General features: G+C 60.7%; 10 protein-coding genes and 1 pseudogene. 3 read left to right on the top strand and 8 right to left on the bottom strand.

Annotated features, from left to right (window positions below):
- Positions 1-33: 33 nt before the first annotated feature.
- The 5 genes from ACQKPC_RS02155 to ACQKPC_RS02135 all read right to left on the bottom strand — a co-directional run bounded on the left by ACQKPC_RS02155 (position 34) and on the right by ACQKPC_RS02135 (position 7,642).
- Complete coding sequence (locus ACQKPC_RS02155; RefSeq protein WP_427622952.1) at positions 34-1,131, bottom strand: DUF1513 domain-containing protein; 1,098 nt, start codon at positions 1,129-1,131, stop codon at positions 34-36.
- Positions 1,132-1,145: 14 nt separating this feature from the next.
- Complete coding sequence (locus tag ACQKPC_RS02150; protein WP_427622951.1) at positions 1,146-2,210, bottom strand: imelysin family protein; 1,065 nt, start codon at positions 2,208-2,210, stop codon at positions 1,146-1,148.
- Positions 2,211-2,237: 27 nt separating this feature from the next.
- Positions 2,238-3,665: a di-heme oxidoredictase family protein gene (locus tag ACQKPC_RS02145; RefSeq protein ID WP_427622950.1), complete on the bottom strand. Its 1,428-nt coding sequence runs from the start codon at positions 3,663-3,665 to the stop codon at positions 2,238-2,240.
- 261 nt (positions 3,666-3,926) lie between these two features.
- Positions 3,927-5,270, bottom strand: coding sequence for an imelysin family protein (locus ACQKPC_RS02140; RefSeq protein ID WP_427622949.1), 1,344 nt, complete (start codon positions 5,268-5,270; stop codon positions 3,927-3,929).
- Between the two features lie 323 nt (positions 5,271-5,593).
- Complete coding sequence (locus tag ACQKPC_RS02135) at positions 5,594-7,642, bottom strand: putative bifunctional diguanylate cyclase/phosphodiesterase (protein WP_427622948.1); 2,049 nt, start codon at positions 7,640-7,642, stop codon at positions 5,594-5,596.
- A gap of 250 nt (positions 7,643-7,892) precedes the next feature.
- Between ACQKPC_RS02135 and ACQKPC_RS02130 the strand changes: the two are divergent.
- Positions 7,893-7,973 (top strand): annotated as a pseudogene (locus tag ACQKPC_RS02130) (DUF6124 family protein); the annotation flags it as partial.
- Positions 7,974-8,178: 205 nt separating this feature from the next.
- Here the strand turns inward: ACQKPC_RS02130 and ACQKPC_RS02125 are convergent.
- The 3 genes from ACQKPC_RS02125 to ACQKPC_RS02115 form a co-directional block, all read right to left on the bottom strand.
- Entirely contained in the window at positions 8,179-8,775 is a 597-nt protein-coding gene (locus ACQKPC_RS02125; RefSeq protein WP_007898423.1) for a superoxide dismutase, read from the bottom strand.
- Between the two features lie 176 nt (positions 8,776-8,951).
- Complete coding sequence (locus ACQKPC_RS02120; RefSeq protein WP_427622947.1) at positions 8,952-9,554, bottom strand: LysE/ArgO family amino acid transporter; 603 nt, start codon at positions 9,552-9,554, stop codon at positions 8,952-8,954.
- Positions 9,555-9,559: 5 nt separating this feature from the next.
- Positions 9,560-9,961 carry an ACT domain-containing protein gene (locus ACQKPC_RS02115; RefSeq protein ID WP_427622946.1) on the bottom strand — a complete coding sequence of 134 codons (402 nt, stop codon included), beginning with the start codon at positions 9,959-9,961 and terminating at the stop codon, positions 9,560-9,562.
- Between the two features lie 96 nt (positions 9,962-10,057).
- Here ACQKPC_RS02115 and ACQKPC_RS02110 point away from each other — a divergent pair, with 96 nt between their 5' ends.
- Complete coding sequence (locus ACQKPC_RS02110) at positions 10,058-10,951, top strand: LysR family transcriptional regulator ArgP (protein WP_427622945.1); 894 nt, start codon at positions 10,058-10,060, stop codon at positions 10,949-10,951.
- Positions 10,952-11,040: 89 nt separating this feature from the next.
- Positions 11,041-12,033 (top strand): NAD-dependent epimerase/dehydratase family protein, encoded by a 993-nt coding sequence (locus ACQKPC_RS02105; RefSeq protein ID WP_007898415.1) that lies wholly within the window; start codon positions 11,041-11,043, stop codon positions 12,031-12,033.
- The last annotated feature ends 66 nt before the right edge of the window (positions 12,034-12,099 follow it).

Below are 12,099 nucleotides of genomic sequence, written 5' to 3'. Positions count from 1 at the left end.
GAGCAAGCTTCGCTCCTGCAAGGGCGGGTGAGATCAGATCAGATGCAGATGGTTGTCCCAGAGCCCCGCAGGTAACTCCAGAGGTTTTGCAACCAGGGTTGTCTGGCGGCAATCGTAGTAGCGGCAGCGTCCTTGACCGGAGGTCACGACAAAACCATCGGCTATGGCCCCGACGCCGGCGCAATCGGGAAGTGGCGCATCCAGGCGTACTTCACCACTGTCCAGGTCCCAGATAAAAAAGCGGTTGCCCCGTGGCGCGGTCAGGGCGACCAGACGCAGTTCGCTGTGTACGGCGACGCTGGCGGTGTAATGCCCCATGGCCTGCAACTGATGCTCGGGGACCGGGAACGCCACGAACGGTTGGCCGGGACGCTTGATCGCCAGCAGCTCCGATGACTCGTGGGCAGCGCCCATGAACTGCTGGCCGGCGACGATGGTGCCATCGCTGGCGACGCCCAAGTGCCGCACGCTGTTCATTTGCTGAGCCAGTGTTTCCTTGCTCAACAAAGTGCCATCGCGCTGCATTAAAACCAGGCTCGGCTCCATCGCGTTGAGGTTCATCTCGACCCGACTTTCGGCCTCGGTGCGAATGCCGCCGTTGGCCACAATCAGCGTCTCGCCATCGGGCATCCACGACACCTGATGCGGGCCGACACCGTGGGTGGAAAGCTCGCCACTGTGCACCAGCCGCTCACCTTCGAATTTATACACACCGAGCAGGCCTCGGCCCGGATCGGAGGTGTCGTTCTCGGTGGCGTACAGCCAGTCGCCGCTCTGGTGAATCACTGCGTGACCGTAGAAGTGCCGGTTCGGCTGCGAGACCACGGTTTGCAGCAGCGTGCCGTCGCGCAGGTCGATCAGGTAACTCTCGGTGCCCGGACGCCGAGCGACGAACAGTGCTATCGGCAGCGTCGGGTGGTTGATGATGTCGTGGCACCGCTGGCCGACCTGGGTGGCAAACACCCGGGTGCCATCCAGCCGATAACCGACGGCGTAATGCTTGCCGTCACCGTCGTCCCGCGCCGAGAGCAACAGCGGGCTTTTGTCCTTTTGCTTGAACAGCGTCCAGCCGCCCAGTGTCACCGCACCCAGCAGCAAACTCCCTAACGTCAGAGCCTGGCGTCGCAGCATGGCACTTGCCCTCATCAGTCACCGTCGTTGGCGTTGAAGCCCAGTTGGATGCCCAGCGCCTTGGCCAGTTCGCCTTCGTGCAGGCGATGGACAACGTTGAGGCTGTCGTAGATGGCGTTGAGCTGCTGGCGCCCGGCATCGTCGGTGAGCATGTCGGTCAGCGAGCGCTGGTTGCTGGCGAACAGCTTCAGGGACGCTGCGTAGGCCGCGTCGATCTTGTCGGCCAAGGGTTTCTGCTCGCTCGGCAACAGACCGCGCAGGCCTTTGTTGTCGACACCGACCCAGACCGTTTGCGCCGCGCTCAGGCTCGCTTGCAGGCCTTGCAGCGACGATTGGCTGCGCCAGGCATCGGCCTGGAACGGCTGGGGCGTGCCCTTGCTCTGACGGCCCATCGGCGTGCCGAGTTTTTTCTTCAGGGTGTCCAGCGCCGTCACTTGCACGCGCAGCAGATCGGCGATCGCCTCGTGGGAGTCGGCGTAGCGCTGGTTCGGGAATTTGCTCATCTGCGCGAGCATGCCGTCGTTGGTGTTCCAGCGCGACAGGATCTCTTCGGCCAGTTGCTTCTGACGTTCGCCAATGGCAGTCAACAGTGGGCAGTATTTGGCTTTCTGAGCGCTGTCGGCCATGTCGATCTTGCTGTCGAACAGAATGTATTCATAGGCCGAGAGCCCCTGAACCACTACGCTGGACTTGGTCAGGGCGGCGGCATCGATCTGCGGCTGCGCGGTCACCAGTTGCTCGACCTGACGGCCAACGAGGTTTTTCTTGTCCGGCCAGAACTGCACCTGCCACGAACGGTTGCCCTCGGCCAACGGCCCGATCAGCAGCGGTTGCAACTCGGCCCAGGCTTTCTGCGCGTGCAGGAAGTCGGCGCGGGCGGTTTCGAGGTTTTCCTTGCCTTGACAGAACGCCAAGGCGCTGACCGCCAATTGACGGTCGGCTTCGACCCAGCGGCTGTAGGTCGGCAGGATGACTTGCTTGGCGATGGCCGCCGACGTGACCGCTTGCGGATCCTGGGGCGAACAGGCGCCCAAGGCGAGGGCGGCAAGGCTGGTGAACAACAATTTGGGACGGAACATGTCGGGCTCCCGCTGAAGGAAAACGTATTAAAGGGAATTCAAAAACGCCAGCAACGCCGCGCGCTGCTCGGCATTGAAAGACAAAACCTGTTGCTGCGCCGCCTGTGCCTCGCCGCCATGCCAGAGCACGGCTTCAAGCAGGTTGCGGGCGCGGCCGTCATGCAAAAACTGGGTGTGGCCGCTGACCGTTTGTGTCAGGCCGATGCCCCACAACGGCGGGGTGCGCCAGTCGCGGCCGCTGGCCTGGAACTCGGTGCGGTTGTCAGCCAGGCCGTCGCCCATGTCATGCAGCAGCAGGTCGCTGTAAGGGCGAATCACTTGATTGGCCAATTCAGGTTCCGCGGCGTTGGCGGCGGTGGTGTATTTCGGGGTGTGGCAGGACTGGCATCCCGCCTGGAAAAACAGATTCTTGCCGGCCAGCACTTGCGGCGCGCCGACATCGCGACGGGCCGGCACCGCGAGGTTACGGCTATAGAACAGCACCAGACGCAGAATGTTATCGCTGACTTCCGGCTCGCCATCCGGGCCATTGCCGTTGGGCGCCTGCTTGCAAGCGGTTTGCGCATCGGTGCAGTCATCAACGGGTCTCAGGCTGGTCGTGAGGCCCATATCACCAGAGAACGCGTGAACGTTTTGTTGATTGAGGTTCGGTTGCCCGGCCTTCCAGCCAAATCGCCCGAGGACGGTTTTCTGCTGCGCGTCATCCCAGACCCGGTTTGGTCGTCCGGCGATGCCGTTCTTCTCCCGAGCCTGGGCCTCGGCGTTAGCCAGGATGGCCTCTTCGGGGATCGCCTCAAGCAAGCCCAGGCCAATCATCGGCGGTGCGATGCGCGCCGAGAAACGCGTGTCGGGGTGCATCGGGCCGTAGCCGAGCTGGGTCATCTGCAAGGTCGGTTTACGCAACTCGATTTCGCTGCCGTCCTTGAACCGCACCGGGACCGCTGTGTAATCGACGCGCACCTTGCCTTCCGGAACGACGCCGGGCACCGACATGTCCTGGAACTGCCCGCCGTAGACAGGCTCTGGCACCACGCCCAATTGTTCGATGACTTTGGCATAAGCCGGCGTATCAGGAATCGACAGGCGAACCAGCATCGACACCGCATTCGGTGCATCGGGCGCGGGCGGGTGACCGCGCCCGTCCTTGATGTGGCAGTTCTGGCAGGCGTTGGTATTGAACAACGGGCCAAGGCCATCGCGGGCGGTGGTGGTCGATGGGGCAATCACCCAAGGGCTGCGAAAGAAACTGTTGCCGACGCTGAAATCCACACGCCGTGACGGCGGCAGATTGGCGGACGGCAGGGAGAATGCGTTCTGATCGGTCTTGCGCACCGTCGCGCTGCCGCCGGAGCGGGCTTCACCGGGTTCGGCCTGGGTGAAACGCGGGGCGTCATCGCAGGCACTCAGGCCCAGGGCCAGCAACAGAGCGGACAAGCGAAGAGGCAGCGAGGGCATCGGACATCCTGCAAGACGAGCAAAACAAGGGCGCAAAGTCTAACAGGGCAGGGGAGTTTGAATAAGAGGAATTATCGTTTGGTTGATCTGAGGCACCTGATCGTTCCCACGCTCTGCGTGGGAATGCAGCCCGTGACGCTCTGCGTCACATCAACAGCCGAACGCGGAGCGTCCGTTGAGGCATTCCCACGCAGAGCGTGGGAACGATCGGCGAAAAAGGCGACCCGAAGGTCGCCTTTGTATTCACTCAGCCAGCGTTGATCAGAACTCGTGATCAGCGTTGTCCGGGTTCAGGTCGCTGATGCCCAGTTTGCCAGCAGCGGCTTCGATCGAACCGGTCTGCTTGACCAGCGAGGCGATAGCGTCACGGACGATCTGGTTGCCAGCGGTGTTACCGGCAGCGATCAGTTGGTCGTAGTGCTCACCCTTGTTGGCGTGATCGACCATGACCTGAAGCTTGGCTTCGGTGGCGGCCAGGTCGGCTTTCAGCGCGGTGTCGGCTGCCGGGTCGGCTTTGGCGACCAGCGACGACAGGCTGGCGCCGGTCATTTTGCTGCCATCGACGCGGGTGTATTCGCCCAGGTACACGTTACGCACGCCTTTGGCGTCGTAGAAGTGCGAGTTGTGGGTGTTGTCGCTGAAGCAATCCTGTTCGTCTTCCGGGGAGTTGGCTTCCAGGGAAACCTTCATGCGCTCGCCCGCCAGTTCGCCCAAGGACAGGCTGCCCATGCCAAACAGCATTTTGCGCAGACCGGTTTCAGCCGGTTCCGCTTCCAGGGTGGCGCGGTAGTTGTCGGCCACGTTCGGCTTCCAGTTACCGACCATTTCTTGCAGGTCGTTGACCAGCAATTGGGTCACGGATTTCAGGTAAGCGCGACGACGATCGTTGTGACCGCCGGTAGCGCCTTTGCCTTCCAGGTAGTCGGTAGCCGGACGGTTGCCGGCGCCAGGGCCGGTGCCGTTCAGGTCCTGGCCCCAGAGCAGGAATTCGATGGCGTGGTAGCCGGTGGCGACGTTGGCCTCGGAACCGCCCAGCTCGTTCAGGCTGGCGAGTTTTTCCGGGGTGATGTCTTTCACGTCGACCTTGTCTTCGCCGACCTGAACTTTAGTGTTGGCGATGATGTTGGCGGTGGCGCCCGGGTTACCCAGTGCGTGTTCGTAGGATTTGTCGACGTAGTCGATCAGGCCTTCGTCCAGTGGCCAGGCGTTCACCTGACCTTCCCAGTCGTCGATGATGGTGTTGCCGAAGCGGAACACTTCGCTCTGCAGGTAAGGCACGCGGGCCGCGACCCAGGCAGCCTTGGCGGCTTTCAGCGTATCGGCGTTTGGCTTGGCGAGGAATGCGTCGACGGCGGTTTGCAGGGTTTTCGCGGTGGATTCGGCATCGCTGTAAACGGCGAAGACGATGTCGGCGTAGTGCGCAACCACAGCCTTGGCGGCGGCTTCATCGACTTTACCGGTAGCAGCAGGCGCAGCCGGGGCAGCGGTGCTGGCGGCCGGGGTCGGCGCTTGTGGAGCGGCAGCCTTGTCTTTGCCTTCGCCGCAACCGGCGAGGGAAATAGCGATGGCCAGCAGACTGGCGGTAGCCAGAGGCATACGAATCATGGCGAACATCCTGCTTCGGTGATTGATGGACGCGCGAGGGGCGCGCAAAACTGCGACATAATGCAAATCTTTCGCATTATGTGTAAAGGGTTGTTCCTGTAAATATTTCTTATTCGCGCGGCTGAATGCCAGGAACATGATCTATAGCAGCTGGCGCAGCCCTGTGGCGAGGGAGCTTGCTCCCGCTGGACGGCGAAGCTGTCCCAAATTCTGCAACCCGGTTCTGCCAGAAGTATCGCGTCAACCTGATTGCGACTGCTGCGCAGCCGAACGGGAGCAAGCTCCCTCGCCACAGGGCTTAGCCAGTTCCTTCAAAGGCTGTTTCAGAGGATAGCCGCGTTACTGCGTTGGGCTTGCTTGAGGTAGGCGCTCAATTCCCGTGCCGGCAGCGGTTTACTGTAGTGATAGCCCTGACCTTCGTGGCAGCCTTCGGAGATGATGTAGGCCTCTTGCTCGGCGGTTTCCACGCCTTCGGCAATCACCTGCATGCCCAGGCTCTTGCCCAGCTGGATGATGGCGCGAACGATGGTCGCATCGTCGTCGTCATCGAGCAGGTCCTGAACGAAGCTCTTGTCGATTTTGATCTTGTCCAGCGGCAGGCTTTTCAGATAACTCAGTGATGAATAACCGGTGCCGAAGTCGTCGATGGCAATCAGCGCGCCGGAGCGACGCAGGCTCAACAAGTGCTGGGCGGCGGTGCTGATGTCTTCCATCAGGCCGGTTTCGGTGACTTCCAGTTCCAGGCTGCGCGGTGGCAGGCGATACATCTGCAGCAGGTTATTGACCACCCGCGGCAACTCGGCGTGGTGCAATTGCACGGTGGACAGGTTCACCGCCATGCGCAGGTCGAAACCCTGATCGTGCCATTCGCGCAATTGTTTGCAGGCCTGATCCAGCACCCATTCGCCGATGGCGATGATGGTGCCGTTCTGCTCGGCCAGGGGAATGAACAGGTCCGGCGGCACCAGCCCGTGTTCGGGATGTTGCCAGCGAATCAACGCCTCGACGCCCACCACGCGATGATCGCGGTAGCTGATCTGCGGTTGATAAACGAGGTAGAACTGGTCGCGGATCAAGGCATCGCGCAAGTCTTTTTCCAGCTCGCGGCGCCGACGCATTTCGGTGTCGACGCTGGCGATATAGAACTGATAGCGGTTGCGCGAGCGCGTCTTGGCCAGGGTCATGGTCTGCTCGGCTTTTTGCAGCAACTTTTCGGTGCTGTCACCGTCCTCGGGGAACAGGGTGATGCCGATGGTGGCGCGCAGGCGAATTTGCTGATGATCGAGGGCGAACGCCGCTTCCAGATCGTCAAGAATGCTTTGCGCCAGTTCGGCGGCTTCGTAGGGTTGTTCGATGTCGGCCTGGACCAATGCGAACTGGTCGCCCCCCAAACGGGCGAGGGCGCCGAGGCGACCGCTATGGGCCCGCAGTCGATCGGCCAGGGCCAGCAGCAATTGGTCGCCGGCCTGATAGCTGAACTGTTCGTTGATGCCTTTGAAATCATCGAGCCCGACACACAGCACCGCGACCCGACGCTGCAATTTACCGGCGTCGACGAGGATCTTGTCCAGTTGTTGCTGCAATTGCTGGCGGTTCGGCAAACCGGTGAGGAAGTCGTACTGGGCCATGCGCAGCAGGCTGTTTTCCGCTTCGTGGCGCAGGTGGGTGTTGCGCTCGATGGATTCGAGCAACTGGTTGGCGGTGTTGATCCACACGCCCAACTCGTTCTTTTCATGACCCTTGAGCTGGGGAATCTTGTGGGCGCTGGGCCGGTCCGGGTTGATTTCGGTCAGGTGTTCGATAATCCGCGACAGCGGTTTGGTCAGCAGCCAGTGATAGACCAGATACAGCACCAGGGCCATGGCCATGGCGCGCAATACGCCAGAGATGAAGATGATCACCGAGCTGACAATGAAGCCCTTGCCGTAGGTGGCAGTGTCGAGGGTAATGCTCAGGTCGCCGTAGTATTCGCTGTAGGGCCCGCGGCCCACCAGTTGGGTGGTGAAGGTGCGTTCCTTGCCGAGGATCAGATCGGTCAGCCAGCGGCTGTTGGAGTGCTGCAATTCACGGGTTTTTTGCGCGAGCATGGCTTCGTGAGGGTGGCCGATGGAGGCCATGCGCACGGCGTCGTCCTGAAACAGGCCCTCGATCACCTGCATGCCCATTTCCCGGTCCAGGCTGTAGACGGCCTGGGTCGAAGGGTCACGGAACATATCGAGGATGCGCTGGGCATCGCTGGCTACGGCCTGACGTGTTTTATAGGCATCGAAAACGATCTGCGCGCAGCTCAAGACCACGCCGACGATCAATGCCGACAGGAGCACGACCCGGAGTAACTTCACCGACAAGCTGTTCTTGAGTTCCAGCTTCAAAGGGTTATTCCTTGTTCCGTGCGGGTAGCGTCAAGTTGCCATGAGTATTGGCAATCCCGTGAGGTCAGTCAAAGGGACAATCCAACCCAGGGGATTTTGCCGGTAGCTTGGCCGATAGTCTGTTGTTTGGAGTATTTGCCCTATTAGCACTGTGTCGGTTGTTGAGGCCCTCAACTTGAGGGGAACGGGACAATTTTTCCTTGTGATTGATGTTAGACGGCTGTGATGTGGGGGCAAGAGGGCGAATGCCACTTGTGTTGTGATTCAGCAGGTCATCATGCTGACGGAGCTGGCGGTGAATCGGGCGCTGGATAACGTTGATCCGGCGTAGACCGCGTTATCGTTCTTCGCGAGCAAGCCCGCTCCCACAGTTGACTTGTGTCGTACATGGAATTTGTGAGCAACGATGAACCCCTGTGGGAGCGGGCTTGCTCGCGAAGGCGGCCTGGCAGGCGCCAGATTCTTATCAAGCATGCCAGGTTCCCGAGCCCACAAAAAAACCCGGCAAAAGCCGGGTTTTTTGACTGGCGCGAAGCTTAAGCGGTGAAGGTTTTGCCTTCGAACTGCTCAGCCACGAACTTCCAGTTGACCAGGTTCCAGAACGCTTCGACGTACTTCGGACGAAGGTTGCGGTAGTCGATGTAGTAAGCGTGTTCCCAGACGTCGCAAGTCAGCAGCGGGGTGTCGCCGCTGGTCAGCGGGTTGCCGGCGCCGATGGTGCTGGCCAGGGCCAGGGAACCGTCAGCCTTTTTCACCAGCCAGCCCCAACCGGAACCGAAGGTGCCGATGGAGGTTTTGCTGAACTCTTCCTTGAACTTGTCGAACGAGCCGAACGCTGCGTTGATGGCATCAGCCAGCGCGCCGGTTGGTTGACCGCCGGCGTTTGGCGCCAGGCAGTTCCAGTAGAACGTGTGGTTCCAGACCTGAGCGGCGTTGTTGAAGATACCGCCCGAGGAAGTCTTGACGATTTCTTCCAGGGTCTTGCCTTCGAACTCGGTGCCTGGCACCAGGTTGTTCAGGTTCACGACGTAGGTGTTGTGGTGCTTGTCGTGGTGATACTGCAGAGTTTCCTCTGAAATGTGCGGCTGCAAGGCATCGTGTGCGTAAGGCAGCGGCGGCAATTCGAAAGCCATGATGATTCTCCTAATCAGGTCAGTTGCGGTGGGCGCAAGGCCGATCACGGGCGGCCAGACATGCGCCGGGGAGTTTGTACTCTTTGCGGCGCAGGGATCGGATCATAGCACCGGGGGTGCGGCATAACCACGCAACAACTGTGTGGAATAGAGGTTCCAGAGCCTTTTGGAATAAATCATCCGGCGCTGATTAGCTGGAACGCTACGGTGAACATCATGACGGCAACCAACAGGTCGAGAATTCGCCAGGTGCCTGGCCTTGCCAGCCACGGCGCCAGCCATGCCGCGCCAAGGGCTAAAGTGAAAAACCACAGTAATGACGCACTGGCCGCGCCCACCACATAAGCACCGGGCTCGGTTTGTTGAGCGCCGAGGGAGCCGATCAGCAACACGGTGTCCAGATAAACGTGCGGGTTGAGCAACGTCACCGCCAGCGCACTGAGCAGCACCGCCCGCAGTGAGCGTACCGCCTGATTTTCACCCTGTTGCAGGCTTTGTTTCGAGCAGGCCCGACGCAACGCCAGGCTGCCGTACCACAGTAAAAACGCCGCGCCACCCCAACGGGCGATGGCCAGCAGGGTCGGGTTTTGCGCCAGCACCATCGCCAGGCCGAACACCCCGGCGGCCACCAGCAGCGCATCACAGGTCACGCAGAGCGCCGCTACCGGCAGGTGATGTTCACGCCGAAGGCTCTGCGCCAGCACAAACGCATTCTGGGTGCCGATCGCCATGATCAGCCCCGCGGCCACCAACAGGCCGTTCACATAGCTTTGCCACATACGTTTTACTCCGCGTTGGATGCCAGATCCCGCAGTACCTGCAGGGCGCGTTCGGCATCGGCCTGGCCGACGAACAAATGATCGTGGTAATACCCGGCGATCACGTTGCAACTGATGCCGGCCTGGCCCAACGCCGTGGCGAACGCGGCAGTCAGGCCGACGGCTTCGAGGGCCGAGTGCACGTTCAAGGTGATCCAGGCGGCGACATAATCGAAGCTGAAACCGGCCTTTTCAGCGTGGGAACGTTCCAGAATCACCGTCAGGCCTTCCCGTTCACGAAAACTGCCGATGATCTCAAGGCCGGCGGGCAACTTGCCGTCGCGCAACGTGCAGAACACGTATTCGCCGTCGTTGAGTTGCGGGCTCATGCTGCGCAGCAGGGTTGCCAATGACGTTTCGCCAGCCATGTCGGTGATCCTTGTTCAAGAGTTCTTGCTGGCCATTCTCCGGTTGAAGGCTGTATAAGAAAAACCAATAGTACTGATCGCCCATTAGGAAAACTGATGTTCGACTACAAATTACTTTCCGCGCTCGCCGCCGTCATCGAGCAGGCCGGATTCGAACGCGCCGCGCAGGTGCTGGGTTTGTCCCAATCGGCCATCTCCCAACGGATCAAACTGCTGGAGGCACGGGTCGGCCAACCGGTGTTGGTGCGGGTCACACCCCCGGCGCCGACAGAGATTGGCCGGCGATTGCTCAACCATGTGCAGCAGGTGCGATTGCTTGAGCGGGATCTACAAACGTTGGTCCCGGCGCTGGACGAAGAAGGCCTGCCGGAACGCCTGCGCATCGCGCTGAACGCTGACAGCCTGGCCACCTGGTGGGCCGAAGCTGTGGGGGACTTTTGCGCGGAACAACATTTGCTGCTCGATTTGGTGGTAGAAGACCAGACCGTCGGCCTCAAACGCATGCGCGCAGGTGAAGTGGCGGGATGTCTCTGCGCCAGTGAACGACCGGTGGCCGGTGCGCGCAGCGTGCTGTTGGGGGCGATGCGCTACCGTGCGATGGCGAGCCCGGCGTTCATTGCCCGGCATTTTCCCGAAGGTGTGCGCGCCGACCAGTTGGCCAAAACCCCGGCCCTGGTGTTTGGCCCGGATGATTTCCTACAGCATCGCTACCTCGCCTCCCTCGGTGTGGATGGCGGTTTCGAACACCATTTATGCCCATCGTCCGAAGGCTTTCTTCGTCTCACGGAAGCAGGGCTTGGCTGGGGCCTGGTGCCTGAATTGCAGGTGCGCGAGCAACTGGAACGCGGTCAATTGCAGGAGCTTTTGCCAGATAAGCCGATCGATGTGCCGCTGTACTGGCATCATTGGCGCAATGGCGGTCAGTTGCTGGGGTTACTCACCGACCAATTGGTGCACTCGTCGAAGCAATGGCTGGTGCCGTTGGACTGACGGGCAGCGTCAAGACCTCACGCCCTACGCCCTACGCCCTACGCAATATGCAAAGCGCAAAACGTAAAACGAAATATTCGGAGCAATTCATGAAGATTCTGGTCACCGGCGCAAGCGGCTTCATTGGTGGACGCTTTGCGCGTTTCGCCCTGGAGCAGGGCCTGGACGTGCGGGTCAACGGTCGCCGGGCCGAGAGCGTCGAGCATCTGGTGCGCCGTGGCGCCGAGTTCATTCAGGGCGATTTGAGCGACCCGCAACTGGCGCGCGACCTGTGTTCAGATGTCGAAGCCGTGGTCCATTGCGCCGGCGCAGTAGGTTTGTGGGGGCGGTATCAGGACTTTCATCAAGGCAACGTCGAAGTCACCGAGAACGTGGTCGAGGCTTGTCTGAAACAGCGGGTCCGGCGTCTGGTGCACTTGTCGTCGCCGTCGATCTACTTCGATGGCCGCGATCATCTGGGGTTGACCGAAGAGCAAGTGCCCAAGCGTTTCAAACATCCCTATGCCGCGACCAAATACCTGGCCGAGCAAAAAGTCTTCGGTGCGCAGGAATTTGGCCTCGAAACCCTGGCCCTGCGCCCGCGTTTCGTGACGGGCGCCGGCGATATGAGCATTTTCCCGAGATTGCTGAAAATGCAGCGCAAAGGGCGGTTGGCGATTATCGGCAACGGCCTGAACAAGGTCGATTTCACCAGCGTGCAAAACCTCAATGAAGCGTTGCTCAGCAGCTTGCTGGCCAGCGGTTCGGCCTTGGGCAAGGCCTACAACATCAGCAACGGAGCGCCGGTTCCGTTGTGGGATGTGGTCAATTACGTGATGCGCCAAATGGATGTCCCACAGGTTACCCGCTACCGTTCCTACGGTTTGGCCTACAGCCTTGCCGCGCTCAACGAGGGTGTGTGCAAGCTGTGGCCCGGTCGTCCCGAGCCGACCCTGTCGCGGCTGGGCATGCAAGTCATGAACAAAAACTTCACCCTCGACATCAGCCGCGCACGCCATTATCTGGACTACGATCCGAAAGTCAGCCTCTGGACCGCCCTCGATGAGTTCTGCGGTTGGTGGAAGGCTCAGGACATTCGCTGACACACAAGGGTGGCCCTGACTGAACCGAGTTCGGGGTTCAGGGTCAACCGGTGCGGCAGCGGGGGT

Source organism: Pseudomonas sp. NPDC089918 (genome assembly GCF_050280605.1).
Taxonomy (GTDB): Bacteria; Pseudomonadota; Gammaproteobacteria; order Pseudomonadales; family Pseudomonadaceae; genus Aquipseudomonas.
The sequence above is the reverse complement of the archived record's forward strand: the minus strand, read 5'-3'. Positions and strand labels throughout refer to the sequence as shown.